Here is a 25,904-nt window from a genome sequence, read left to right as displayed (position 1 = left end):
TACTCTTTCTAATTCGTCGGCTTTTCCGATTTATCCAGCTCTTCCCAGGTCCAGGCGGTGGTGCGGCCGGTGGTTTGCTCTCTTATCTTTTTTACCTCTTCGGGTTTCACCAGTACTCTGGATAAAAACTCCGGCGATGACCGCCCAAAACTATTTCCAGCCATGCCCAGGTCGAAGCGGATATAACTTAGTACCGCTGCAATCCACTCGTCGCTGTTGGCACCCATGGGCGGCATCATATCAGGATAGGTCTTGCCGTCTACCGGCCCGGTGAGTCCATGCAGCAGGATCTTGATTTCCTCGTCCTTTTTGGGTGTCATACGCCGAAAATTTCCGGAGAGTACGGGAGCCAGGTTAGTAGGAGTACCTTTTCCTTCGGCTCCGTGACAGGTAGCACACAGCGATTTAAAGGTAGTAGCTCCTTCCATTACCATTTTGCGGCTGGCAGCATCCAGGGCACCGAGTTTAGCCCCGTACGTCTTTACGTCTTCGTTCTTCTGCAAACTGGTCTGTACCCCGGCCAGCATTTCGTTGTCGGGGTTCATGGCTACTATATCTTTCGCCATAGCCCTGGCCTTCTGAGAGGTACTGCGGCTCAGCGACAGCAGTAGTTGAGTACGTACATCGTAGCTCGGGTCTGCCTTCAGGGATGCCAGCCTATTAAGTACCTCTTCGTCATTCTTCTTCAGGAAGGGCTCGCTGTTCCAGATAGCCGCTCTACGGAGTTGCGCTTCTTCCGACTGAAACAGCGAGAAAAGTACCTCTTTGTCAATTGCTTCCAGCCCTTCGAGCGTCCATAAAGCATGGAGCTGTCCCAGCGCCGTAGGCTTTTGTACCAGCGGTCCCTTTTCGCCCAGTGCTATCTGGCGCAGGGCCGGTACTACTGACTTATCAGCCCGAATTACAATCTCCTTCTGGGCGTTGTCGCGCCACCAGCCGTTGGGGTGGTCGAGGTAGGTCACCAGTTGAGCGGTAGGTTCGTCCAGCATACGGGGCTTAGGGCCCCGGCCCATGCCATCATACACTAAGCGGTAGATGCGACCGCGCTGCTTGTTGTTGTCAAGGCCCAGCCGCTTGATCTGCGGACGCAGGTAGCTGTCCTTGCCAGTCCAGGTAGCTTCCTGAATAATACCCCGGTTCATATCTACTATGTACAGATTGCCATCCGGACCGGTGTAGGTATTGACCGCCCGGAAGTTCATGTCCGAAGAGGCAATGAACTCTTCCTGCTCGTAGACATTCTCCAACGTAGTTTTTCCTTCTTTATTGACTATCCTGGCCCGACGAATGATGCGGGCTACCGGCTCGCTGATGAGGTAGTCGCCCACCAGGGTTTTGGGTAGCCGGTCGCCCCGGAAAATAGACTGACCGTTGCCCGCCGTGAAGTGGTTGAGGGTACTGTCGGGTCGCAGTCGTTTCAACCCGCCCTGTACGTCGGGCGTTTTAATAATGGGCCAGACCGGACCAAAGGTTTCTTCGTTGTAGGCATCGCGGAAGTCAAGCTGACCGTAAGCCGGATTAATTTGAAAAGAAATACCGGCATTTTCGGCGCCCGCCCGGCTAAAGAACAACCGCCCGTAGTTATCGTGGGTCAATCCCCACTGACCGTTGGAGCCGCTCAATAGCGAATCGGCCTGGATCATGCCGTTCTTGTACTTGAACCGGACCGGGTCCACCGTCACGTAGATCCAGTTGTCGAGGTTCCAGTCCAGGCCGCTACGCTGGTGTTCCATGTTACCGGGCGATTTACGACCTACCTTGTACACGTGCCGCTTCTGGTCGGCTACGCCGTCGCCGTCGGTATCCTTGTAGGCGTACATGTCGTAGGTATCGGTTTCGTTGACCAGCAGCTCATTTCCTACCGTCAGTATCATGCGGGGCAGCATCAGCTTGTCAATGAACACCGAGCTTTTATCCATTTTTCCATCGTTGTCAGTATCTTCCAGCAGCATAATGCGGCTTCGGTTTGTGTGCTCGTCGGTACCATCCACGTCCTGCATGTAGGTTTCCATCTGGGCCACGTACATGCGGCCGTTGCCGTCCCAGGCTATAGCAACCGGCTCGGTCACCATAGGCTCACTGGCCACAAGTTCCAGGTGGTACCCCTTCGGTAATCGGAATGATTTCAGACTCTGCTCCGGCGTCAGCGGCGCGGGGGAAGGGTTCTGGTCTACGACCCGGGGCGAAGCAAAGCCTGACTCCTCATGTACTTCAGTACCTGTCTGCCCCAGTTGGGACGTAGTAACGGTGCGGGTACAGGTCACAGCCAGGAATGCTACCGCAGCCAAACTGCCCGCCAGCCAATGATTTTTTTTCATGCTTATTAAGTAAAGGAAAAAGATACAACTACCTCCGGAAACAACTAAGTACCTGTTTCCCGATTATGTAGTGTAAAGGGAGAAGCGGAAAAATCTTACCCGCCCGGCGGCGTGAAAGTTACCGGCGCGAGTACTCAAACAATGGCTTGCCTACCCGGTCAATGTGCGCTTTGAGTTCGGCTTGTTTTAACCCGTCGTAGTACACCACGTCTACTGAGTAAGGTATAGGTACTTGTTCATTGAGGTACCCCGCCAGGTCGGCGGCGGTTTGGGTACTGCACCGGAGTCCTTTAATGGCTAAATCTATGTCACTGCCTTTTCGGTAAGTACCTTTGGCCCGGCTACCAAAAATAAGTACCTCCTCTACTTCGGGGTACTTTTGGAAAGCTTCCCGCAGCAGTCCGTAGCTCCTTTCCGAAATACCATAGGGATTGGTCATAGTACCTGTTTAAGATGGGCGTATACTTCCTGAATCGCGTTGTAGTAGGTAGTAGTAATCAAGTTGTAAGCCAACTCAGCGGCTTCTTCGTCATAGGTATGGCTCATTAAATTTCTTTTTTCCAGCATATCCATCCAAACTTCCCCATCCAACAGCTCATACTTAAATCCCTCTTTGATGGTATCGCGGGGAAATTTAACGGACACCTGATTCTCTTCCAGGAAGTCCTTCACTGTTTTCCAGGCGAGCTCAAAGGTGAACTCATAAATCTGGATAATACCTGCTTTCTCCAGATCTGACGGATTTTCTGTTTTGACCGCCGCCTGTAAGCGCAAAAACGCCTTTTCCAGATTCTGAAACCGCTGCTTCCATCGTGTATCCTGCTTACTCATTGGGTGCTTTTTTGTTTTTTCTCATAAACAGGAGTTACTATTTCCTTTTTCATTTCCAATTGTGACTACGAATTAGCAGGCAGTGCCGTCGAACTCTTTGAGCCAGGACCGAAGTGTTGGATGGCTGCCCGGTTAACCTTTCGCTCCGCATGCCATATTTCGTAGTTCTTCTGAAGAGTAATCCAGAATTGCGCTGAATTACCGAAAGCCTCCGACAGTTTTACTGCCAGTTCCGGGCTTATTCCCGCTCGTTCGTTTACAATGGCGGACAAATTACCTCTGGCAATGCATAAGCCCTTCGCTACCTCGGTAATAGTCAGGTTCCTCTCTTTTATATATTCTTCCCGTAGTACCTCTCCCGGATGAACGGGGGGTAAGTTTCGCTTTAACATCGCTATATTTTTTAGTGATACTCTAAAAAGTCTATATCGTAGACATCTCCGTTCTCAAAACGGAAAATAATCCGGTAGTTAGGTGTCACCTTTATAGACCAGAATTTACTCCTGTCACCAGTCAGCTTGTGTATACCTGAACCCAGGGCCTGAATATCCTCAACTGATGTAACTGCATCCAACTGGTTCAAAACACGGTTTATTTTACGTACATAAGCTGCTGGCAACTTAGAACCGTTGCCTTCCGTATAGTAGAGTAACAACCCTTTGTGGCGAATGCTCTGTATCATTAACATAAATGTAACGTGTAATAATACACATTACAATAAAAAAGAATATTAACAGACTAGCGCCACAGCTAAAATCTGTTTTATCCACCATTTCCCCCACAATCCGTACCTTTGTCAGTTACTACAATAACTAACGAAGCAGCTCATACACATGGCGCGTAAAAGCAAATTCGGACAAACGTGGTGGGGACAACAGTGGATTCATGTTCTCGAAGATATGGATCAGAGCGGACGCTTGGCACGGGGGCGCACCTACGCCAACAACGGGTCGGTGGTTTCCATAGATTTTAATAAGAACACTATTAAGGCCAAAGTGCGGGGCACGCAGCCGATTCCCTATAAAGTCGGTTTTAAAATCAACCCGCTTTCGGCGCAGGACAAAGCGCGGGTAGTGGGCCTGATTACCGAGAATCCGCTTTTCCTGACCCAACTCCTCAACCGCCAGCTTCCCGCCGAACTGTACGAAGCATGCCGCCAAAGGGGCATCCACCTCTTCCCCAACCGTTGGGATAGCATCGAATCTTCGTGCAATTGCCCTGATTACGCTGACCCCTGCAAGCACCGCGCCGCGGTACTATACCTGGTGGCCAACGAGATCGACAAGAACCCCTTTATCGTGTTCGAGCTGCGCGATTTTGATTTGTTCAAAGCGCTGGAAGGTCTGGGCGTAGCTTCCTCCGAGCAGAAAGATGTGGAGGTACTGGACGTAACCGACCTGCGTAAGCCCTACGAGGGGGGCGAGGAGGTGGAGTTCCATCCAGCTGAGGGCTTATACGAGGCGCTGGACTTTTCGATTCTGCCCGAGTGCCGGGATAACCTGCTCTCGCTGTTAAGCGAGAATCCGCTTTTTTATAAAACGGGGGATTTCAAAAAAATTCTTGGTACTTTCTACATTGATGCCCAGAAGAAAGCGCAGGCCCTGGCCGTGGCCGATGAACTCCGTGAACACGACTACGACAAAGACCTGGATGCCATTGAAAGCGGGGAGATTATCCTGGATGAAGCCATGGTATTCATGCAGGCCAATTTTCGCGATGCCAACGAGCGTATGGTGTTTCAGTTCAATGAACTACCCAAATTTTTGGATTGGCTACAGCGCTTCCCGCACAGTCAGGTACCGCAGCTATCGCCCCTGCTGCGCGGACTGTACCTGACCAACCGCTTTGCCAATAAACTACTGGAAGTGGGCGGGGTACTGCCGCAATTACTGCGGGTACAGCTTAAAAAGGAGAATTACTTCGTGCGCTGGATTCCGGCCCTGCTCAACGAGCAGGTAGCGCAGGTAGCTAGTCAGGTAGAGGTACTGCTGCCAAAGGAATTCTTCTTTTATAAGGTGGGACGCCATGATATTTATGAACCCATCGAAAGCGACTGGTTGCCGATGCTGTGCTCGCTGGTACTTACCGAGCGTGTTCGACAGTTCAACGACCGTTACCACTACAAGGATACCGAAGTAGAAGATCTCTTTTTCCGGCGCGACTACGCCCGGTTCAGCGGGTTTGACAGCCGCGAGACCCCGGCCAATATTCAGCTATGGCTCAATAAATTTTTCATCGCCCAGCGCGACTACGTACCCCTGGTTCAGGTGGAGGAAAATGCCGAAGAAGGTACCTTTATCGTGCATATTCTGGTGGAGAAAAAAGAGACGGAAATGAAAGCGCCCGTTCCGCTGGAAGCCTTTATGGAAGAGCCCGACTACGCCCCGGTGCGCATGGGCGTGCTCCGTGATCTCTCCATGATGGCCGAGCATTTTCCGCAGCTCAATGGGCTTATTTCTTCCAAAGGTACGCAGCAGTTATCCTTCAATGCGCTGCAGTTTCCCGAAGTACTACTCAAAATCCTGCCCACGCTGCGGCTATTCGGAATCCGGATCATGCTGCCTAAATCGTTGCAAAAACTCGTTCGGCCGCAGCTATCCATGACGCTCGATGCCGAAGATACGGGCCGGGTGGCGGCCAGTTCGGTCATTGACCTGGAATCCATGCTGGCATTTCGCTGGGAAGTGGCCATTGGCGACGAGCACGTCAATACCAGTGAGTTTGTGGGGATGATCGAAAACTACCGCGGTCTGGTCAAAATCAAGGACCAGTACGTGTATCTGGAAGAAAAGGAAATCCGGGCGCTGCTGGACAAACTCAAAAATCCGCCTGAGGTAGATTCGCAGACTATTCTACAGGCCGCCCTGACCGAGGAATACGACGGCTCGGGTGTAAAGTTGTCCAAATCGGCGCGAAAACTTATTAAAAAACTGACCGACCCCGAAACCGTAAGCCTACCGCATACGTTGAAAGCCACGCTGCGGCCTTACCAGCAGCGGGGCTACGAGTGGCTGTACAAAAACGCCCGCATCGGCTTCGGTAGTCTGATTGCCGATGATATGGGGCTGGGCAAAACCCTACAGGTAATTACTACTCTGCAAAAGTTTAAGGAAGAGGGCGCTTTTAAAAAGTATAAGGGTTTGGTGGTAGTACCCACCACGTTGCTGACCAACTGGAACAAGGAAATTGCGCGATTTGCGCCCGACCTTAAAGCCTATACTTACCATGGCACGGGCCGTAGTCAGGCGGGCTTTAAGGATACTGACCTGGTGCTGACTACCTATGGCGTGGTACGCAGCGAACTGGAAACCTTTTCCAAAACGCCCTGGCCGGTGGTGGTCATTGACGAAGCCCAGAACATCAAGAATCCCGCTACGGCCCAGACCAAAGCCGTGAAGAAAATAAAAGCTGGTGTGCGCATTGCTATGAGCGGTACGCCCGTCGAAAACCGCCTGAGCGAGTACTGGAGCATCCTGGATTTTGCGAACAAGGGGTACCTGGGTACCCTGAAGAAATTCAGTAGTGACTTTGCCATTCCCATCGAGATAGACCGCGACCAGCACCGGCTCGACGTGTTCCGGCGCATGACGGAGCCGTTTATCCTGCGGCGGGTTAAAACGGACAAGAGCATCATTCAGGATTTGCCCGACAAAATCGAAATGGATCAGTCCTGCACGCTCACCTCCGAGCAGGCGGCCCTGTACCAAACGGTGGTAGATGCTGCTCTGCGGGGTATTGAAGGGGCCAAGGATGGATTTAACCGCAGCGGTCTGATTTTTAAAATGATGACGGCCCTGAAGCAGATTTGCAACCACCCGACCCACTACCTCAAAAAGGGCGAGGCAAACCCGCAGGCTTCCGGCAAAGCCCTGCTGCTGCTCGACCTGGTGCAGCAGCTATTGGAAAACGGCGAGAAGGCTCTCATTTTTACGCAGTACGAGGAAATGGGTACGCTGCTACAAATGATGATAAACCAACAACTTGGCCTGGAAGTACCCTTTCTGCACGGCGGCGTGAGCCGCAATAACCGGGACGCCATGGTGGAGGACTTCCAGTACAACCGCGCCACGCGCCTGCTGCTGCTCTCGCTCAAAGCCGGGGGCACGGGCCTGAACCTGACGGCGGCCAACAACGTCATCCACTACGACTTGTGGTGGAACCCGGCCGTAGAAGCCCAAGCTACCGACCGCGCCTTCCGCATCGGACAAACCCGCAACGTACTGGTCCATCGCCTGCTGACGGAGGGTACTTTCGAAGAAAAAATCAATCAGCTGATCCAAAGCAAAAAAGAGCTCGCTAACCTGACCGTAGCTAACGGCGAAACCTGGATTGGAGATTTTTCGAATAAAGAACTAAAAGAGCTGGTGCGGCTGGGGTAGTGGCTGGGCGGTATTAGAAAAGTGTCCTCTGAATTATCACCTATGCACCGCCCCCTTAACCTGTATGATTACAGCCTAAAGCTTTCTATTTTAGTTAAAAGTCCCTCCGCCCACACCAATACAGCCAAAATTTTCCACATTACGACTAACCTGCAATTACAATCCCGCGTTATTCGCTTACATTAGGATCGTGGAAAAGAGTGCTGGCACAGTTATTCCGTAGCAGGAGGCAGCATGAGCTTACTAGTAATTTAAATTATACCCTATATAATGGCGACAGGTCTTCTCGCACTTTTAGATGATGTGGCGGCACTGGTGAAAGTCAGTGCGGCAAGCCTTGATGACGTTCCGACGCAGGTGGCTAAAACAACAGGAAAGGTTTCTGGTATTGTTATCGATGATACAGCCGTAACGCCTAAGTATGTGGTGGGTCTCGATCCGAAGCGCGAACTCTCTATCATCTACCAGATCGCTAAAAAGTCACTCATCAACAAAGCTGTTTATCTGGGCCCGGCGGCCCTCGTGCTCGGCTACTTTGCACCGGCGGTTATACCTTACCTGCTAATGGTGGGCGGTGCCTTCTTATGCTTTGAGGGCTATGAAAAGGTTCATTCCCTATTCAGTAAAAGCCACCACGAGCCACAGGATGAGCCCACTGAAGAAATGAAAGTGATTACCCCGGCAGAACTGGAAAAGGAAAGAGTTAGCGGCGCCGTGCGAACTGACTTTATACTTTCGGCAGAGATCATCGCTATTGCTTATGCTACGGTGGCCGAAAGCCCGCTGGTTACCCAGATTGTGGTGCTGTTGACTGTTGCCATCTTTATTACCGTTGCGGTTTATGGTTTTGTAGCCCTGATCGTGAAAGCAGATGATATTGGCGTGCACATGGCGCAGGAGAAATTCAACCCGACCACCCGAAAGATCGGGCGTGGCCTTGTAAAGTCAATGCCAAAGTTCCTGACCATATTGGGTTATGTAGGTACGGCGGCCATGCTGTGGGTAGGGGCCGAGATCATCGCACATGGTTTGCCATTTCTGCACCACCCGCTGGAGGCATTAGAGCATTCCCTTGCTAGTGTACCCGTGGTGGCGTGGCTGGTAAAAGTGCTGGTGCTGGCGCTGGGCGGTGTACTACTGGGAGCTGTGATAGCGCAGCTGGTAACCCTGGGTAGCAAGTTATTCAAGCGTTCGACAGAAAAGACTGCGCATTAATTGCGTGATTGATCAGAAGTAAAAGGTCGCCTGTATACATAGGCAAAACGGAAATGGTATATACCAGTACATGGCTTGCTTTACTAAGCAAAAAGGTCGTAGCAAAGCCGGGTTAAAAAAAGTCGAAATAGGCCGCTTGGGTAAGATTCAGTTTGAATCGGGTAGTACTGGTTCGAATTAGAGTTACACCTTCGGCTCCAAAGGCATTAGTATGGCATCATCAGTTTTCAGGTAGTAAAAGTTCAATCCGCTCAGGTACCCGACAGGTTCTTTTGGGGTTTAAGCACCAGGTAATGTCTGCCCCCTATCTCGTCCATCCAGCCTTCTTTGATTACCAGCTGAAATATTCTGGCTTTGGGAGAAGCGTTTGGCAAGGTGTTGATTTCCTGGTAGTCCTGCGACTGGCTAACCTGACCGTAGCCAACGGCGAAACCTGGCCTGTAGAATTCCCAAATAAGGAACTGAAAGAGCTGGTGCGGCTGGGGTAGGGGTCCGATAGATTTTATAATTGTTAAGAATAGAAAGCGGCTATCCTGCCCTTTTCTTCTATGAGTATTTTTGGCTCCTCACAAGCTACCATCTACCTATGAAAAAGCTACTTCCCATTCTTCTGATTCTGCTTTCCCTCGGCGCCTGCTACCAAAAAAACTTAACCCGGAAGGCCCTCGAAAGTCCACTGGTAAAGGAGCTGCGCGCCAGTCGGGTGCAACTCCCCAACGGCTGGTCGCTCACACCAGTGGGCCGAAGCCTGCCCCTGCAGGATCTCCCGCTGAACCTGGTCGTGTCGCCCACTAAAAGGTACCTGGCCGTGACCAACAACGGACAAAGTACCCAAAGTATCATGCTCATTGATGCCCGGACAGAAGCCATTCTGGATGACCAGAAAATCACTAAATCGTGGGTAGGGCTGGCGTTTAGTCCGGACGAGAGGTACCTGTATGCCTCCGGCGGCAATGACAATAAAATAGTCGTGTACCAGATAAAGGACAACCGCCTCGTGCCGGACGGCGAGATAGTACTGGACAAGCCCTGGCCAGTGAAGGTGTCTCCTGCCGGGTTGTGTGCTACCAACGAGACCATCTATGTAGTAGCTAAAGACAACAACTCGCTGTACATTCTGGACAGCAAGACCCGGAAGGTCACCGACCGGATTCAACTGCCCGCCGAGCCTTATACCTGCCTGCTGTCGCCCGATTCCCGTCAGCTCTACATATCCCTTTGGGGTGGGGCTAAGATTTTGTTTTTTGATACCGAAAAGAAGATTATCCGTACCGAAATCAGTACCGACAAAAATCCCAATGATATGGTACTGACTAAAGACGGACAGTACCTGTACGTTTCGCACGGAAACGATAACACGGTGTCGGTGATTGACACGCGCAAACAGCAAAAGCTGGAAGTACTCTCCTGCTCCCTCTACCCGAACGCTCCCGTGGGTACTACGCCTAACGCCGTGGCGCTAAGTGACGACGAAGAAATGCTGCTGATTGCCAACGCCGACAACAACTGTCTGGTGGTGTTTGAGGTAGAAGAAAAAGGCAAGAGCCGCTCCCGGGGCTTTATCCCCACCGGCTGGTACCCTACCTCGGTCAAGACCATCGGCAACAAGGTATACGTGACCAATGGCAAGGGCTTTTCATCCTATCCAAATCCGGGCGGTCCCAATCCGGTCAGTTCGCGCAGTCCACAGTTTAAAGGAGCTAATCCGGAGGCCGTCCGCGGCACGCAGTACATTGGTGGCTTACTAAAAGGTACCCTCTCCATTTTTGAATTTCCGGAAGATAAGGTACTGGCTGACTACTCCCGAATTGTTTACGAAAATACGCCCTACAACAAGGCCAGGGAAACAACAGCCGAAGGCGAAAAGGGCAATCCCATCCCGACTAAAGTCGGAGCCTCTTCTCCCATCAAGTACGTCTTCTACGTAATCAAAGAAAACCGCACCTACGACCAGGTACTGGGCGATGTGCCGGGTGGAAACGGCGATACCTCGCTTTGCCTCTTTCCAGAAAGAATAACACCTAATCAGCACGCGCTGGTGAAGGAGTTTGTCCTGCTGGACAACTTCTACGTGGATGCCGAGGTCAGCGCCGATGGCCACAACTGGTCTACCGCCGCCTACGCCAACGACTACATTGAGAAAACCTGGGTAACCAGCTACGGGGGCCGTGGCGGTACCTACGACTACGAAGGCAGCCGGGAGATTGCCTTCCCGCGCGATGGATTCATCTGGGACTTTGCCAAACGGGCGGGGGTCACCTACCGCTCCTACGGGGAGTTTGTGGAGCAGCGGGCCAAGCTACCTGCCCTCCAGAACAACTACTGCCCTACTTTTTCGAGCTATAACCTTTCAATCAAAGACGTAACGCGCTTTGAGCAGTGGAAAGCCGATTTCGACTCTCTGGCCGCGGCTAACTCTATTCCACAACTAAGCATCATCCGTCTGGGTAACGACCACACCGCCGGAGCCCGGCTGGGTATGCCTACCACCGAAGCCATGGTAGCCGACAACGACCTGGCCGTAGGAAAGCTGGTGGAGTACCTGTCGCAGTCACCTATCTGGGAACAGACCGCTGTTTTTATCCTGGAAGATGACGCCCAAAACGGCTCCGACCACGTCGATGCGCACCGCTCAACGGCTTACCTGGCTGGCGGGTACGTGAAGCGCGGCTACGTGGACCACACTATGTACTCTACGTCCAGCCTGTTACGGACCATAGAACTAATTCTGGGCCTGCCTCCAATGAGCCAGTACGACGCCGCCGCGACACCCATGTGGAGGAGCTTCGCCAAAAAGCCCAGCCGCCAGGGCTTTACTGCCCGCCCCAACAACATTGATTTGGACCAGAAAAATGTGGCGGTCAACGAAAACTCCATTAAGTCCGGTAAACTTGACCTCTCCAAACCCGACTTAATCAATGACCTCGAGTTCAGTGAGATCGTCTGGAAGGCGGTCAAAGGGCTCCACAGCCCAATGCCCGCTCCCAAACGCAGCGCCTTTCTGGTGATTAAAGAAGGGGATGACGACGATGAGTAGGGTAAAACATTAAGGTAGAAGTTAAAAAAGCAGACGGGTGTCTGCTTTTTTGTTTGTGAAAAGTTTTCGCCATGCTGTAATATTTTATGGTCTGACGCTCCTAACGGAGAGATCTATGTGGGGCTACATCATTCGGATTGATGAGGCTACCTCTCATACCCCATTTGAACTTCCCATACCCCATATTGACCGAAAGCACCCCCTTAAACTACCCTCCTATTGATACCTTGCTATTCCAAATTTTGTGTGATCCTAAATCTATTTACCCATGCTTTTAAATAATAAAAGGTGCCTTCTGTTTTGTTTGGCTCTGGTATACTTTGCTTTGATTTTATCTATCAACGCCTGCCATACCTCCACTGGAAAAATGAGGCAAACCGACAGTGGTAAAACCGGGCGAAAACCTATTGAGGCCCTCCCAGATATTCAGACGGTTTGGGTTAGAGTTTCCGGTGTTTCGTGATGTAAATTAACGTGAATTATGGATAAAGTTTTTTTTCTATGGGCACGACAATAGAGGGTTTTTGCCCATAAAAGCAATATGCGACCAGCCCCGAAAAGATATTAATCTGGGTGTTGATAGGGCTTCGGTGGCGTGTGTGCTCAACATCAAATACGGATGTCAGCAAGTCATTGACAGACTGCGCCGGCAGCCCGGTCAATAAGTCCCCGTTTACGGAGATTCAGTTTGTCAGACAGAGGCATCAGGATATTCTTCATCTTGCGGCGCACTTTGGTGATCATATGCAGACCCTGCCGGTAGAATTCGGCGAATAGCTTGGTCAGGTAGCCACGGTCTCCAAAGCACTGGCCCTTTAGCCCCTCCAGCAGTTGGGTCAACAGCCCGCCGTTGTTGTCCGAAACGTTGCCCGGCGTGAGGGCGAAGTTGACTAACTGGCCGTACTGCCGGGTGGCCGGTGCCATTGATGACCAGATGAAGCTTCAAGCCGTAGAACCAGCCCATCGAGGACTTGCCCTGCGCGGCCAAGCCATCGAAGACTTTGTTGGAGCCAATGCGGTGATTGTCACAAACAGCCAGTGGCTTGCTGTCAATAATATAGAACCCTGTTCGCTCACTCTGCCCGCAGAGCCATTTGAGCAGCACGAATAGCCCTGGCAGCAGCCGAGGCATTCTGGCCACGAAGCGCTCGTAGGTCAGCCTATTGGGAAAGTGGCTGCTCAAATGCACCTGTACACAATTACGATAGTAATATTCGAAGCACTTATAGCCCGAGTGGTGGTAAAATACGACCAGCGTCATCATTTCGCTATCGCTCATCTCGCCCTTACGGGTGGTGGGTAGGCAGCCCTGCTTAGCTTGCCACCGGGTCAGGGCATTGCAAAAATCATCGCAGGTAATGAATATCTCGATCAGTTTTAATGTCTTATCTTCGCGTAGCATAGCAGTGGGGGTAGTGATTTTTTGAGTTAGCACCGCCAGGCGGCCCTGTACAAATCTCGCTATTACCCGCTGACTATGTATTCAATATCAATGACTTATCCTAAGTGATATCCATAATTCACGTTATTCTAGCAAAATTACCCGGCAGCAGTATTTGGGCAGAGCCTGTGGAACATGGGCCACGTAGTAAAGAATCAACGGCAGGGGAAACCATTGGAAGAATCTGACGGTCCTTAGTGAAGATTGGAGTTAGGGGGATTATTGGACATGGAGCTGATTTGAACTCAGGCTGGAAGTTGGCGTAAACTAGGACTAGATAGCGAGCAAATGGAGACTACTTAGTTAGTTGACATACGGGGTCTTTGCAGAAGACTCTGCACAACAGGGGTCGTATCAAACCTACCTACTAGAAGAAACGGGCTTAGAGAAGAAGAAGGTCTAAAGCTTTAAAAATCTAGTCCCCAGAGACCTGCCCTATTGATTTGGCTGAAATAGATCATTTCAGCCGGGTTCCTGTCCCGTATGGAGTAAATATCATTTGGAAGGCCTCCATGGTTAACATCAGCTTTGAGATCCTCAAACATGCTTTCCACAGTAAGCCATAAATCATTGTAATCATTAACTGGCATAGTTGCTGACCAGAAACCGTTTTCTAACCCGTACTTATTCCAAACGAAATCAAGTTCGGATTTTTCCATACCACCAGCATGATATAGATGTGAAACCATGCCGATTGAGATGCGAAGCAGCAATGTCGCCCTGGCAATAACTGCTAGTGCGGAGATATTTTGAGTGGCGGCATGTGTGAAAATAACATGTTCATTCTGATGAGGCGCTGAGTGGCTTAGAAAATCAAACAATGGCTGGTCGGTAATCCCATGTTGTGTAAAAGCATTACGTATTAATTCGTCGAGGGATTCTGCAGGAGCTATTTTGACATACAAAGAATTAAAAAGCTTGCACAACAAGTATTTGTCCAACAAGTCAAATTTACTTTGTTGAGTGGGGCTGATCACATCCCAGAATGCACTTAGTTCATTGATGATCTGCTTAAAATCAGTTATTGCTTCGAAATTTTTAATGCGTTGTGGGCGATAGCTTGCTTCATTACGAGCATCTCTATCACTTCTATAACGCTTTATGTCGAAACACCATTCTTTTAGCCAATCTTTCACTGTTTGTAGCGTCAACAAACTGGAACCGGCAGTTAATGGATGGAAATATTCGATCAACTCATAAAAGTTTAGGCCCCTAACTTTGAAAATTCTTAATATGTCATCTCCGGGTTTATTAGAAGAATTAGACCAAGCTTCCATAGCCTGCCAGACAAACTCGTGTGTGGGACTTAGGGGCTTTTTATAGGATCTGTTTGGAGCAACTCCTTTGTAATAGTTAGTTGGGAATTCACCATTCGTTGAATTGGAAAACGCCCCAAGATGCTTTCTACTGAATACTCCCAAACCTTCAGTAGATAGAATACACATGGCGCTGCGCAGTTCCGCGTAATAGCCTAAGTGAATGGCGGTTGACTCATCACCATTCAGCAGAGCGTTGAAGGCGCTGGACAAATAACCCCAACCATCGAGCAAATGAGATAATGATGATGCTGCCAGAAACTGGTTGATCTGATTGGATGTAATGCTGTAAGCTTTTGTTGCGTCCGTATGCCGATCTACTGCTGAAAGGGCATTATTGATCAGCGGATTATTTGCGGTAAGAAGTTTAGTCCTACTAATATTTCGGCGTTTCATGGAGCTTACGCCCTCGATGACAGCGCTCTTAGAACACTTTTTTACGTAATGCCCAAGCTTCATATCAATCGATTGGACTTAATATTTCTGAGCACTTCTTAAAATTCTCGTTAGTTGATTTTAAGAAAATCTGTAATAGATCGTTCCAAACCTCCCGGTAACCACCACTCCCCCGATATTTAGATGACGTCCTCCAGTCAAGCTTAATTACTTCCATCGCGAAAATCTGGATGTAGTTGTACAACGGATGACTCATAAATTGCTCAATGGCTTTATCAATGTTTTCGGACTGTATTTGTCTTTCGTCGATATCACTTTCCCATTCCAAGTCATTGAGCTCAATCAAGCCTTCGTTCGCCAGAGTATAGAACAGGTCATTGGAGAATAAGGAGATGCCAGACACACCTTGATCGCGGGAGAGGTTGGACGATTTGGAAACAAAGGATTTATCCAGTTCCAGTTCATGCTCGTTAGAGGACATGGAATAGCTGTCATTCCGCACCTCGTCAACCCAGCCAAGTTGTCCTTCTTTGGTAATTTCAGGTTTCAGGGCTTTAGAGATAGCATCCCAAAGCAGGATAACGAAGGCTGCTTGTTGAGCCCTTACCCAACGTATCTCTTCTTCTTTTTTCGTAACGACGTCACTAAAAATCCCACTAGTGCCCTTGCGTGTCTTCTTAAAATAACTAGAGGTAAATGCCCTTACAAATGCATTTTGAGAGATATTACCCGACTCTTCGCCAAGCATACTGATCCTACGGTACCAAGGGCTTTCGGGATAAGTCCACAATGCTTCGACCAATTCCTGTGCCCGAGTTTCTCTGTAGACTTTCAATCCATCTTTTGAGTTCTCAAGCCATTCTTGAGTGCGTAGCAATGGATACAAGTCATAACCCAAGCTAGTATTAATTTTTTTTGGTTTGATATTAATCACATAAAACAAATAGGCCTGCCATGCTCTATCTAGACTGTAATAAGCGATCACCGGGACTTCAAATTGTCCATCAATAGCTTCTGTTTCATCAAATGCCCAGAGTCGGTGCTGACCGTCAATAATTTCAATAGGCTTTAATTCAGGGTTCCACTTTTCCGAGAAGACAGCTTCTGGCAGAGTGATCATATGAGTATTGCCTTCTTCGGTAATTTTTACAAGGTCTTCATCTTTGATTTTGGAATTTCCCCGGCTTTGTCCTGGGCCAATGATGTTCACTAGGATGGCAGTGGACAAAAAACCGGGCATCTTCAGTATCTGGTTTTCTTCTGAGGCACGGTCTCTGTCGTTCAAGGTTGATAGAGGAAAGCCTTTATGGACGAAGTTTTTAATCTCTAAGGAACGGTCTTCTTTCAGCGTACGCTGTACGTTTACATCGGTTCCTGCAGTTTTATTGAATTTACGTCTGTGCACATCAGAAATTCTTTTGAGTATCCTGATGTCTATTTTAAACATAAAAAAGTGGTCGGCGGGTTTGGATCTTAACGGCAGGGAATAGTCCACGCTATTCCATTCAGTAAGCCATTGCTGCACTTGTATAGACGGATTGCTAGAATACTTGTCTTTGAAGGTACCTAAATCAAATTTAAATTCCTTAATCTGATAGACGGACTTACCTTCCAGCCAAGATTTAAATTGGGTTTTGTTCAAGCCAATGGCCTTGTGGAAATCATACGAGTAACATAGTTCATAAAATGAGACATTTATTTCATCATTACTATGGCCGATTTTTGCCAATCTGTTTTTAAGTAAATCTTTAAAAAACTGTCCTATGTCCTGCTGAGCAAATAACTTAACAAATGAGTAAGGAACTTCTTGTTTACGACGGTAGCTTGTCGGCGCTGCGCCGGATTCTACCAATGCGCTTCGCATATTAGTTTTGTTTTTTGCCTTGTCGTCCACGACGTATTTTCCACCCATATTGGCGGTGCTGTAGGTATTAGCAAAGGCTAAGATATTTTCATGATGGGTGAAAATGCCAGCAAGCATTGCAAACAGTTTACGCTCGTTTGGAAAATCCATTATAACTTTCTGGAAGTATGGAGGGGTCTCTTCGTCCTCGCTGCCAATACCTAGATAAGCTCTTAATACGGGTTGGTTAATCATTTCTTCATGACCTTTGTATTCAGAAAGCTGATCGTTTCCGATTACATTAATCATCTTAACCACATCGTATTTTGTCCATGATGTGGAAAGTTTAGAGAGATTTGGTTTCACCGCCATTATATTTAAACAATAAAATGAATTCTTTCACGTCTTGGTTCTTTTCATCGCTACGCCCCATGGTGCTGTGGATATGGTCCTTTTCCAGTACTTGTACGGTGTACTGGCTTCCAAAAGAATTTTGGCCTAACCGTTGGATATGTTCTAAAGAGATCATCCCGGTATCGCTGTAACTTAAAGCCAAATGCGCTTTCTTTTTCTTTATCGCATGAAACAGGGCATTGAATGCTTTATTGACGGTAGTTTTTTTACAAAAAGGGCTTTGGTGTCTGTCGTTACGATAACGTCCTTTATGCTCTACCACGGGGTAATCATATTTAACCAATGTTTCCAGGGCATGATAAAATCTGGAATAATGGACGGATTGATATGGTGGGTCTGCATAAACAATCGAGCCTTCCTCAATGACCCTAAGGCAATCCAGGTAATCCATAGTAGTCACCTTATATTCCCTGATTGGACTGCCGTTGAGACTAATAATGAGTTCGTTGAATTTGCGTTCAAAATAGGTCCAAAGACTACGGTTCCGATAGATGAGGATATCGTTGATGTTGTCGGTCGTCACATCTCTGTATTGCGCGTAATGTCCAGTACTTTGAGTCACGTAAGACATTGCGGAGATTAGCGAAGACATGATGGCAAAATATTCTGGACGGCCTTGGTACATTTCTGCTACGCATCTGAGGGAATCAATCCATAAGCATTGTTCAAAACTCCAGTAAGTACCAGAATAATATTTGGTAAACAGGTGAAATCCGATGTCAAAGTCTTTATCAATAAGTTTCTGTTGTGCTTTTTCCAGCTCGGTGACCTGTTTGTAATCACGGATGTTCTGGTAATCAAATTTCAGTTTTGGATATTCAGTTTTTACTTCTGCAATCAGTTTTTCTGCCTGTTTTTTTATTTCTTTGAGCCTTATGTAAGGGACACTAGATTGTAGGTCGCATAGGTAGGTTCTGGACAGTACACTAGAGTACTGTTGGATGTCATTAGTATGGATATTATATTTTCCTTTCAATGAAGCTCCAACAACGCCAGTTCCGGCGAAAAGATCGCAAAACCAAGTGCTTTCTACGTTCAGTGCTTCCATTGCCCCTAGCACAAAATCCAAAATTTCACGTTTAGAGCCCATGTACTTTAGCAGATGGGGGATCTTGGGTTCAATTTCAGGTTTATCAATCAATTCATTCTTCATTGTAATGTATTCAAAAAGCTAAGAAACGAATATAGTTGTTTTTTCATAGGTTACGACATTACCTGTTTTTAACAAATCAAAGGTGTTAAAATATTAGAAGTGAAAATTGCTTCACCTTCGGCCTGTGGGAGACAGGCCCTACACAAATGTATCAATTTTAACACCCAACGAGGGACTAGTTTTTCGAATATTTTGTAGCTGGCCAAGAACTGATCAGGAGAGGGACATATCACCAAAAGTATACCGATATTCAAGAGCGCGTAAGAAAAGTGTTCCCGCTACTACCGCCCCAAAAGCCAAAACCCACTCAGCGAATCGCTAAGCGGGTTCTTCGTGGTGATGGACGGAATCGAACCTTTGACTTTCATATTTCTTCTCCTTCTTTTATTAATCTTTGTTTCCAGCGTTTTAATAAGCAAATATATTAAATAGCGTCAAGTAATATACTACCTGTATAAGGAATATTATATCAACTATTTTGTAAACCAATAGAGATGAGATAGTTTTGTACAAACCAAGTGACCTGCTTAATGGCCTCTGTCAAGTACTACCTCAAAAAACCAAAACCTAACGGTACCTCTTTACTCTCCCTGTATTTCCGTTATGGAAAGGTGCAGGTTGTTATTTCAACGAACCTGTTCATAAAGCCTAAATCCTGGGACTCCAAAAATCAGAAGGTAAGAGCCAGCCATGAAGGCTACTCTGAGCTGAATGCCAATCTGGATAAGTGGCGAAATGAAGTACAGAAAATTTACCAGCAGCGCCTCTTTCATAACCTGCCTATTACACCAGCTGATCTAAAGCCGCTATTTGAACGGGAAATCCGGACGGATAAGTATGAATCGGCTCCTCCCTCCAAGACTAAGGGAGGCCTGCTTGACTTTATAGATAAATATATACAATCTGTTCAGGCCTTCAAAAATGCCAATACCATTCGGACGTACAGATCCCACCTTAAAATGCTTACTGAGTTCCAGGAGGCAAACTTCAAGAACCCCATCCATTTTAATGATGTCACGCTGGACTTCTACCATAACCTTAAGAAGTTTATGGTCGAGGTGAAAGAATACAATGACAACACCCAGAACAAGCATACCGGCATCTTAAAGTTCTTTCTGAATGAGGCCACCGAACGGAAGGAAAACACTAGTCTGGAATATAAGAGCCGGCGCTTTTCTACGCCTCGCAAACAGGTAGATTCGATTTACCTGAATGAAGAAGAGATACAACTGCTGCTGAAACTAGATCTTTCTTCTGAACCCCGGTTGGAGAAGGTACGGGACTTGTTTATTGTAGGTTGTTTTACTGGGCTTCGATTCTCGGATCTGACCTCCATTCGGGCGGAGAACATTTCACCAGACTTTAAGTATTTCAAAACAAAGACGGTTAAGACAGAAGAGTTCCTGGAGATACCCATTCACCCGGTTGTAAGCAAGATCATGGAAAAGTATAAGGGCAAGACGAGCAATTGCCTGCCCCCCAGCATCTCCAACCAGAAAATGAACGAGTACCTGAAGGAAATCGGTGAACTGGCAAACCTAAGTGAGAATGTAGCGTTGTTTAAAAAGAAAGGAATGACCCGGACCCAAAAGAAGGTTAGCAAGTTTGAGCTTATTACCTGCCATACCGCCAGGCGATCCTTCGCCACAAACGAATATTTGGCGGGTACGCCTACATATACTATCATGGCTATTACTGGCCACCGGACCGAAAAAGCATTCCTGACCTACATTAAAGTAACCAAACGACAATACGCCCGCCAGCTTTCAGACATTTGGAAGGAGCGATTTAAAGAACAGTGAGTTATGGAAGAGAAAAGCGATTATAAATCTGAATATTCTGAATTACGTAGGGTTCAGGAAATGATATTCGGCAGGAAGAAACAGGGATTACCCATTAAACCCTATTTTGTGTATGAAGTTGGAGAGACACATCACCCTTATCATTTATGCTTTCCTAATGAGCCTACAATACAGCGGTATGAGAATGATATCTTCAACCTACTGATCACCTTGCCATCCGTAGGTGAGGCCATCAACTGTTTGAAATATCATCTGGAAAGATACCCATCGCGGGATGAATTTCTTGAATTTTTCCAGCACGAGCTATCCGCCAGAATGGAGAAATATAAGTCTTTAACCAATCTGGTAATAACTTATAAGGAGTGTCTGAAGTGGATAGAGGGACAGATGATTCCGCAATTACCTGTTCTGGATCAGTCCTACCTTCTCGATAGGATACAGACAAATCAGAGAGAATCATTGATTATACTTTTCAAGTATTTAATTAGTGAATTGGATGGTTCAACACCGCCTGAATACGGCTTCAAGGGTAGTCACCTGGGTATTGCCATGCTTTTAAGGCATTTTACCTCCTGCGACAATACAACAGTTAGCACTCTTCAAAAAGAGGTATTGAAATGTGATGCAAAACGTAAGATGCCTCCAGGGCTGGAAGCAGAGCTAAGAAAGTTTTTCAAGCAGTGGATTGAGAAATAGAAGTTATTAACTATGGTAAGTATTCCAGTTAAACCTATCTGATAATAAGCCTCATTCTAACAATCCTTGTTCTATCTGTTTTAACAGTAATACATTTTCCTCCAGCGTATTATCAAAATACTCAACCATAATCCGGGCCATTTCACTTGTGAAAGCATCGGCGGTATTGGCATCTAATATAGTTTGAACCCTCTGAGACAGCTTTGCATTACGTTGTGTAATCTTCTGAATTTCCCGCCCCATTACACGTGCCGCAATATGTCTCAGATTATCATTTTCATTATCAAATAGGTCAGCGTGATTATCCCAAATCTCATGGTCATATAGATCAAAAAAGTGCTGGAGTATATCACTGATATCCTTGATGTCGTCCCGCCGGGCTTCAGGGCGATCGTCCCAGGCAATTAGTTTCAGCAGTACAATGCCTGGGAGCGTACAGAACTTGAACTGATGCTGCTCTTCAAGGATTAGCTCAGGCAGCCCTGCCGCATATATTTCATCAAAGCCCGGCATACTCACCGATGCAAATCCTGAACCTTCTATTCTGACTGTACCGCTATCATCGGCTATGGCTCCAAAGGGTAGCAGGTCCACCTGAGTTTTGTCCTTCCAAATTAATACAAAAGCGTTTTCTTTTGATGGAGAGAAGCCCTCGTGTTGGATCAGGTATTCTTTCAACGCCTCATAAATACTTGCTTTATTGATAAGCACAGCAAAGTCAATATCACCCGTTGTTCGGCGGGCTTTTTTGTCATGGATGCTCATCCAGGCGTCCCTGGCTACGGCTCCCACCAGGTAAAAATCTATTCCGAATTTCGAGAATCCCCGTTCCAGCCCGGAAAGCAGACCGGCTACGGTAGGATTTTGTCTTAATTCACGGTAATTCAGTCTGTATGTATTCATTATATATTTTTTGTGCCGTCTCCGTACATCTTCTGTCATTCATATTAATTAAATCGGCGTATACTAGCAGGGGGGGCACGGTTGCTTGATCGGTAGCATCCTTTTGCCAGAACTTCTGGTACACCTGTATATCGCCTCCTTCGTCAGGCAGGAGCCTATACTGCTTCATGAGTTCGGTTCGGCTTTCCTCAGTATACAGTGTAAGCTCGGCCGGTTTTAGAAAGTTGGTCAGCAAGTCTCCCGCCGGCTCTCCTCCCCACAGGGTTTTTGGCTTGTTTAGTTGTATATCTTTCCAGTTAGTAAATTGACTCTTTTCCAGGAATCGGAACCTGCCGATTTTCAGGGAAGGCTTTAGGGTTTGCTCATAGGCCGTTATCCATCGGCTTAGCAGATAATCTATACGTTCTAAGCGGTATTCATTTCTAGTTATACTTACCAAAAATCCCTCCTGCTTCAATCCATTCATAACATGCGTGATATTCCCTATAGAGGTGCCCGTCTGCTCGGCGATCTGTCGGTAAGACCAATTAATCATGGAAAAATTCATCAAAAACTCAAATAATACCCGCAGACCCGTTTTGGTAAAAGCACGGTTTCTGCTATTCTGCTCAATTGGTAGTGGACTGTTTGCCTCAATCCAAAACCACTTTTCCGGGGTCCTCAGATACAGATTACCATTAGCCTCCAGATAAGACACATTATGCTTTCTCAACTCTTCTTTGATCTTTGGGAACAGCCGAGCCGCTATAAGCATAAACGGTTGGTGTACTTCATTAAGCCCAAGGATCTGGGGCAGAAGATGGGTTCTTAACTCCTTTTTTACCGCCACATTATATTGAAGTAACTCATCGTTTGTTCTGAGTTGCAGGGTACCATCTAATGGTTTTATCCCTCCTTTATTCCAGGATCCTTTTAATTGGGTTGTTTGGAGAAGGTTTTCTAGCGCTTGATATACAATCTGCTCTTCAGTCATGTTTACGATTACCATTTGTTTACGTAAACGTAAACAGTAAATATTGATAAACAATATAAAAATTTAAGTTCTCCATTTCTGCATTTAGTTGTCTTCGAAATCTTTCTATAGTAGTCTGCTTTTCTCATCATAAACAATCATTTAACTTGTGATGCGGTGATTAACTTATATATTTCCCGCACAATTTGCGGTAAATAGTATGTATATCTACCAACAAGCGGCTTGGCCTCATTTTACCTGGGACACTCCTTCTATCTCCAAACTGCTGGTTGCTGTGCGTCATAAGCAGGGCAGACTAGTAGGACGCATGGAAAGCCTCGGCTTCTCCCTGCGTGAGGAAGCGGTACTACAAACGCTGACTCTGGATGTCATTAAGTCCAACGAAATAGAGGGCGAGATTCTTAATGCGGAGCAGGTGCGTTCTTCAATCGCCCGAAAATTAGGTATGGGCATTGGAGCTTTACCTCCTGCTGACCGGCATATAGAGGGGGTAGTCGAGATGCTTTGGGACACTACTCAAAATTTTAGCCTTCCGCTTTCTGAAGACCGATTGTTTGGCTGGCAGGCGGCCCTATTTCCAACTGGCCGCAGCGGCCTAGTTAAAATTGCTGTCGGAAGTTGGCGTGAACCTTCAACGGGGCCCATGCAAGTAGTTTCGGGAGCCATGGGACAGGAAATAGTCCATTTTGAAGCACCTACTGCCAATAGAGGTTCAGCAGAAATGGACGCTTTTATCCAATGGTTCAATCAAAATAATGACCATGATGCTGTCCTGAAAGCCGCCCTGGCTCATTTGTGGTTTGTCACGATCCATCCCTTTGACGATGGCAATGGCCGAATTGCGCGGGCAATCGCTGATTTGCAGTTGGCCCGCTCTGACAATAGCAGCCAACGTTTCTACAGTATGTCAGCGCAAATCCAACTAGAACGGAAACGGTACTATGATATCCTGGAAAAAACGCAGAAGGGAGATCTGGACATTACAGACTGGTTGGAATGGTTTCTGGCCTGCCTTGATCGAGCTTTGTCTGCCACAGAGACGACTCTGGACTCTGTACTGAGGAAGTCGCGGTATTGGGCCCACTTTAATCAGAAGGATCTGACCGCTCGACAGAAGCTGATGCTAAATAAGTTGCTGGATGGATTTGAAGGAAAACTCAATACCTCCAAATGGGCGAAAATGACAAAGGTTTCCACCGATACCGCCCTGCGGGATATTCTGAATCTGGTGAAGCAGGAAGTTCTGGAAAAAGAAGATTCGGGAGGTAGGAGCACCAGTTACCGCCTGGTCGAGTTGGAGAGCTAAGGCCTTTTAAAGCCATTTGTAGCTTTCTTTCTTCAGAATAAACTGTATGACTTTGGCAGCATCTAATTTTATACCATCATCACTAGCATTTAATCAATCACTAAGTGCATGCATAATAATATTATGTACACTACATTCAGATTCATTTCCTAAGTTAATTCCATTCTTCTGCCTGGTAACGCTAATAGTTCACACCTGGTGGTACGGTCTGTACCACTGGTGGAGTAAGTAGCAATGGCTTACTACTCATCCAGCGCCACAGCCGAAACAGCCTCCTTTTCATTAATGGTGAGCATAATCTCCTTAAAACTATCAATGCCTGCCTGTAAGTTTTCAATGATGTCACTGGCCAGTATATCCGGGTCGGGCAGATTGTCGAGGTCGGTAAGGCTTTTGTCTTTGAGCCAGGTTATGTCCAGACTGGTTTTATCCCGGGCTATGAGCTCCTCGTAGCTGAACTTCCGCCAGCGTCCTTCGGGGTTGGTTTCGGCCTGGTAGGTTTCCTGCCGCTTGTGGATATTCTCCGGGTTGTAGCAACTGATAAAGTCGTGCAGGTCTTCCAGTTTCAGCGGGTTCTTTTTCAGGGTGAAATGGATGTTGGTCCGGAAGTCATAGAACCAGATCTCTTTGGTCCAAGGATCGCGGGCAGCGGGTTTATTATCGAAGAAGAGTACGTTGGCCTTTACCCCCTGCTTATAGAAAATACCCGTCGGTAGGCGCAGTATGGTATGCAGGTTAGTTGTTTCCAGGAGCTTCTTCCGGATGGTCTCTCCTGCCCCACCCTCAAAGAGTACGTTGTCGGGTAGTACCACGGCAGCTCGCCCGTCCGATTTGAGCATGGTGCGGATATGCTGCACGAAGTTAAGCTGCTTGTTGCTGGTCGTCACCCAGAAGTCCTGCCGGTTGTATGTAAGGTCTTCGCTGTCCTGCTCGCCTTCGTCGTTGGTGAAGGTCATGCTGCTTTTTTTGCCAAAGGGCGGATTGGCCAGGATGTAGTCAACGCGAAGGCCAGTATCCGAAATAAGCGCATCGGCAGGTGAGATGAAGTTGTCGCTATCGAAGTCGCCGATGTTGTGCAGGAACAGGTTCATCAGGGCCATACGACGGGTGTTGGCTACGATTTCGTTACCAAAGAAGGCCTTATGTTTTAGAAACTCCTTTTGCTCGCGGGTGAGTGCGTAGTTTTTGGGATTGGCAATAAAGTCGTAGGCAGCCAGCAGAAAACCCGCGGTACCACAGGCCGGATCGGCAATGGACTTCATAGGTTCGGGCCGCAGACACTCCACAATAGCCCGGATCAGGGCGCGGGGTGTAAAGTATTGCCCAGCCCCGCTCTTAGTATCTTCGGCGTTCTTTTCCAGCAAACCTTCGTAGATCTTACCCTTGATGTCCACGCCCATCGTACTCCACTGCTCCTTGTCGATCATGTCAATGAGCTTGTAGAGCTTGGCCGGGTCCTGAATCTTATTCTGGCTCTTGGTATAGATCTGACCGAGGATGCCTTTGGATTGCGACAATTCGCGTAGCAAAGTGGAATAGTGTACTTCCAGCTCGGCTCCGCGCTTTTCGGTGAGGCTTTCCCAATTGTACCCGGCCGGAATGGGTAGCTGACGGTTGTAGGGCGGACGGCTGAACTCGTCGGCCATTTTCAGGAACAGCAGGTAGGTAAGTTGCTCGAGGTAGTCGCCGTAGCCTACGCCATCGTCGCGTAGCACGGTCATAAAGCTCCATACCTTACTAATGATGCTGGATGTATTGTTGGTTTCCTGAGTCATATTAAAGAGGAATGATTGTGAAGCCTAGGTTGGTTAGATATGCACACGCCATATTAGTTTGAAAGTTATTGGGATTAGGATCTAACTCTTCACCGTTGGCGTAGAG

The 25,904-nt window shown here is 47.6% G+C and carries 18 protein-coding genes and 1 pseudogene; 7 read left to right on the top strand and 12 right to left on the bottom strand.

Going from position 1 to position 25,904, the window contains the following annotated elements; genetic code table 11:
* Positions 1–8 precede the first annotated feature (8 nt).
* From VGN67_RS21875 to VGN67_RS21855, 5 genes are all read right to left on the bottom strand, one after another.
* Positions 9–2,318 carry a DUF7133 domain-containing protein gene (locus tag VGN67_RS21875; RefSeq protein WP_327489158.1) on the bottom strand — a complete coding sequence of 770 codons (2,310 nt, stop codon included), beginning with the start codon at positions 2,316–2,318 and terminating at the stop codon, positions 9–11.
* 118 nt (positions 2,319–2,436) lie between these two features.
* Positions 2,437–2,757 (bottom strand): nucleotidyltransferase domain-containing protein, encoded by a 321-nt coding sequence (locus VGN67_RS21870; protein WP_327489156.1) that lies wholly within the window; start codon positions 2,755–2,757, stop codon positions 2,437–2,439.
* Entirely contained in the window at positions 2,754–3,149 is a 396-nt protein-coding gene (locus tag VGN67_RS21865) for a nucleotidyltransferase substrate binding protein (RefSeq protein ID WP_327489154.1), read from the bottom strand. Before VGN67_RS21865 ends, VGN67_RS21870 begins: the two co-directional genes overlap by 4 nt.
* A gap of 65 nt (positions 3,150–3,214) precedes the next feature.
* Complete coding sequence (locus tag VGN67_RS21860) at positions 3,215–3,541, bottom strand: HigA family addiction module antitoxin (protein WP_327489152.1); 327 nt, start codon at positions 3,539–3,541, stop codon at positions 3,215–3,217.
* 11 nt (positions 3,542–3,552) lie between these two features.
* Positions 3,553–3,837 carry a type II toxin-antitoxin system RelE/ParE family toxin gene (locus VGN67_RS21855; protein WP_327489150.1) on the bottom strand — a complete coding sequence of 95 codons (285 nt, stop codon included), beginning with the start codon at positions 3,835–3,837 and terminating at the stop codon, positions 3,553–3,555.
* A 145-nt stretch (positions 3,838–3,982) separates the two neighbouring features.
* On the opposite strand from VGN67_RS21855, the gene VGN67_RS21850 reads away from it, so the two are divergent.
* The 4 genes from VGN67_RS21850 to VGN67_RS21835 all read left to right on the top strand — a co-directional run bounded on the left by VGN67_RS21850 (position 3,983) and on the right by VGN67_RS21835 (position 11,780).
* A complete protein-coding gene (locus VGN67_RS21850; protein ID WP_327489147.1) occupies positions 3,983–7,528 on the top strand; it encodes a DEAD/DEAH box helicase in 3,546 nt (1,181 codons plus the stop codon).
* Positions 7,529–7,798: 270 nt separating this feature from the next.
* Positions 7,799–8,743: a DUF808 domain-containing protein gene (locus VGN67_RS21845; protein WP_327489145.1), complete on the top strand. Its 945-nt coding sequence runs from the start codon at positions 7,799–7,801 to the stop codon at positions 8,741–8,743.
* A gap of 293 nt (positions 8,744–9,036) precedes the next feature.
* The gene (locus VGN67_RS21840; protein ID WP_327489143.1) at positions 9,037–9,231 is read left to right on the top strand and encodes a hypothetical protein; all 195 of its coding nucleotides are present in this window, start codon (positions 9,037–9,039) and stop codon (positions 9,229–9,231) included.
* A 98-nt stretch (positions 9,232–9,329) separates the two neighbouring features.
* Complete coding sequence (locus VGN67_RS21835) at positions 9,330–11,780, top strand: bifunctional YncE family protein/alkaline phosphatase family protein (protein WP_327489141.1); 2,451 nt, start codon at positions 9,330–9,332, stop codon at positions 11,778–11,780.
* A gap of 479 nt (positions 11,781–12,259) precedes the next feature.
* Here VGN67_RS21835 and VGN67_RS24640 read toward each other — a convergent pair.
* The 4 genes and pseudogenes from VGN67_RS24640 to VGN67_RS21810 form a co-directional block, all read right to left on the bottom strand.
* A pseudogene (locus VGN67_RS24640) lies at positions 12,260–13,182 on the bottom strand (IS982 family transposase).
* Positions 13,183–13,628: 446 nt separating this feature from the next.
* On the bottom strand, positions 13,629–14,933 hold the full coding sequence (locus VGN67_RS21820; RefSeq protein ID WP_327489137.1) for a hypothetical protein: 1,305 nt from the start codon (positions 14,931–14,933) through the stop codon (positions 13,629–13,631).
* Between the two features lie 64 nt (positions 14,934–14,997).
* Positions 14,998–17,148 (bottom strand): DGQHR domain-containing protein, encoded by a 2,151-nt coding sequence (locus VGN67_RS21815; protein ID WP_327489135.1) that lies wholly within the window; start codon positions 17,146–17,148, stop codon positions 14,998–15,000.
* On the bottom strand, positions 17,123–18,343 hold the full coding sequence (locus tag VGN67_RS21810; RefSeq protein WP_327489133.1) for a DNA adenine methylase: 1,221 nt from the start codon (positions 18,341–18,343) through the stop codon (positions 17,123–17,125). The genes VGN67_RS21815 and VGN67_RS21810 overlap by 26 nt, the downstream gene beginning before the upstream one ends.
* Before the next feature lie 530 nt (positions 18,344–18,873).
* Between VGN67_RS21810 and VGN67_RS21805 the strand changes: the two genes are divergently transcribed.
* Both VGN67_RS21805 and VGN67_RS21800 read left to right on the top strand, forming a co-directional pair.
* Positions 18,874–20,145: a site-specific integrase gene (locus tag VGN67_RS21805; RefSeq protein ID WP_327489131.1), complete on the top strand. Its 1,272-nt coding sequence runs from the start codon at positions 18,874–18,876 to the stop codon at positions 20,143–20,145.
* A 3-nt stretch (positions 20,146–20,148) separates the two neighbouring features.
* Positions 20,149–20,841, top strand: coding sequence for a hypothetical protein (locus VGN67_RS21800; RefSeq protein WP_327489129.1), 693 nt, complete (start codon positions 20,149–20,151; stop codon positions 20,839–20,841).
* Between the two features lie 51 nt (positions 20,842–20,892).
* Here VGN67_RS21800 and VGN67_RS21795 read toward each other — a convergent pair whose 3' ends face one another.
* Both VGN67_RS21795 and VGN67_RS21790 read right to left on the bottom strand, forming a co-directional pair.
* On the bottom strand, positions 20,893–21,744 hold the full coding sequence (locus tag VGN67_RS21795; protein ID WP_327489127.1) for a nucleotidyl transferase AbiEii/AbiGii toxin family protein: 852 nt from the start codon (positions 21,742–21,744) through the stop codon (positions 20,893–20,895).
* Positions 21,716–22,717 (bottom strand): type IV toxin-antitoxin system AbiEi family antitoxin, encoded by a 1,002-nt coding sequence (locus VGN67_RS21790; RefSeq protein ID WP_327489125.1) that lies wholly within the window; start codon positions 22,715–22,717, stop codon positions 21,716–21,718. The genes VGN67_RS21795 and VGN67_RS21790 overlap by 29 nt, the downstream gene beginning before the upstream one ends.
* A 199-nt stretch (positions 22,718–22,916) precedes the next feature.
* On the opposite strand from VGN67_RS21790, the gene VGN67_RS21785 reads away from it, so the two are divergent.
* The gene (locus tag VGN67_RS21785) at positions 22,917–24,023 is read left to right on the top strand and encodes a Fic family protein (RefSeq protein ID WP_327489123.1); all 1,107 of its coding nucleotides are present in this window, start codon (positions 22,917–22,919) and stop codon (positions 24,021–24,023) included.
* Positions 24,024–24,265: 242 nt separating this feature from the next.
* On the opposite strand, the gene VGN67_RS21780 is transcribed toward VGN67_RS21785, so the two are convergent.
* On the bottom strand, positions 24,266–25,798 hold the full coding sequence (locus tag VGN67_RS21780; protein WP_327489121.1) for a class I SAM-dependent DNA methyltransferase: 1,533 nt from the start codon (positions 25,796–25,798) through the stop codon (positions 24,266–24,268).
* Between the last annotated feature and the right edge of the window lie 106 nt (positions 25,799–25,904).

Origin of the sequence: Telluribacter sp. (genome assembly GCF_035998675.1) — a bacterium.
Taxonomy (GTDB): domain Bacteria; phylum Bacteroidota; class Bacteroidia; order Cytophagales; family Spirosomataceae; genus Telluribacter.
This window is presented reverse-complemented; position numbering and strand designations above follow the sequence as displayed.

What these genes read in the sequence shown, in the direction of transcription:
- VGN67_RS21790 (WP_327489125.1), bottom strand. Translation starts at nt 22,717, where the DNA reads ATGACTGAAGAGCAGATTGTATATCAAGCGCTAGAAAACCTTCTCCAA.
- VGN67_RS21845 (WP_327489145.1), top strand. Translation starts at nt 7,799, where the DNA reads ATGGCGACAGGTCTTCTCGCACTTTTAGATGATGTGGCGGCACTGGTG.
- VGN67_RS21820 (WP_327489137.1), bottom strand. Translation starts at nt 14,933, where the DNA reads ATGAAACGCCGAAATATTAGTAGGACTAAACTTCTTACCGCAAATAAT.
- VGN67_RS21865 (WP_327489154.1), bottom strand. Translation starts at nt 3,149, where the DNA reads ATGAGTAAGCAGGATACACGATGGAAGCAGCGGTTTCAGAATCTGGAA.
- VGN67_RS21870 (WP_327489156.1), bottom strand. Translation starts at nt 2,757, where the DNA reads ATGACCAATCCCTATGGTATTTCGGAAAGGAGCTACGGACTGCTGCGG.
- VGN67_RS21860 (WP_327489152.1), bottom strand. Translation starts at nt 3,541, where the DNA reads ATGTTAAAGCGAAACTTACCCCCCGTTCATCCGGGAGAGGTACTACGG.
- VGN67_RS21835 (WP_327489141.1), top strand. Translation starts at nt 9,330, where the DNA reads ATGAAAAAGCTACTTCCCATTCTTCTGATTCTGCTTTCCCTCGGCGCC.
- VGN67_RS21805 (WP_327489131.1), top strand. Translation starts at nt 18,874, where the DNA reads ATGGCCTCTGTCAAGTACTACCTCAAAAAACCAAAACCTAACGGTACC.
- VGN67_RS21800 (WP_327489129.1), top strand. Translation starts at nt 20,149, where the DNA reads ATGGAAGAGAAAAGCGATTATAAATCTGAATATTCTGAATTACGTAGG.
- VGN67_RS21875 (WP_327489158.1), bottom strand. Translation starts at nt 2,318, where the DNA reads ATGAAAAAAAATCATTGGCTGGCGGGCAGTTTGGCTGCGGTAGCATTC.
- VGN67_RS21810 (WP_327489133.1), bottom strand. Translation starts at nt 18,343, where the DNA reads ATGAAGAATGAATTGATTGATAAACCTGAAATTGAACCCAAGATCCCC.
- VGN67_RS21815 (WP_327489135.1), bottom strand. Translation starts at nt 17,148, where the DNA reads ATGGCGGTGAAACCAAATCTCTCTAAACTTTCCACATCATGGACAAAA.
- VGN67_RS21850 (WP_327489147.1), top strand. Translation starts at nt 3,983, where the DNA reads ATGGCGCGTAAAAGCAAATTCGGACAAACGTGGTGGGGACAACAGTGG.
- VGN67_RS21785 (WP_327489123.1), top strand. Translation starts at nt 22,917, where the DNA reads ATGTATATCTACCAACAAGCGGCTTGGCCTCATTTTACCTGGGACACT.
- VGN67_RS21780 (WP_327489121.1), bottom strand. Translation starts at nt 25,798, where the DNA reads ATGACTCAGGAAACCAACAATACATCCAGCATCATTAGTAAGGTATGG.
- VGN67_RS21795 (WP_327489127.1), bottom strand. Translation starts at nt 21,744, where the DNA reads ATGAATACATACAGACTGAATTACCGTGAATTAAGACAAAATCCTACC.
- VGN67_RS21855 (WP_327489150.1), bottom strand. Translation starts at nt 3,837, where the DNA reads ATGTTAATGATACAGAGCATTCGCCACAAAGGGTTGTTACTCTACTAT.
- VGN67_RS21840 (WP_327489143.1), top strand. Translation starts at nt 9,037, where the DNA reads ATGTCTGCCCCCTATCTCGTCCATCCAGCCTTCTTTGATTACCAGCTG.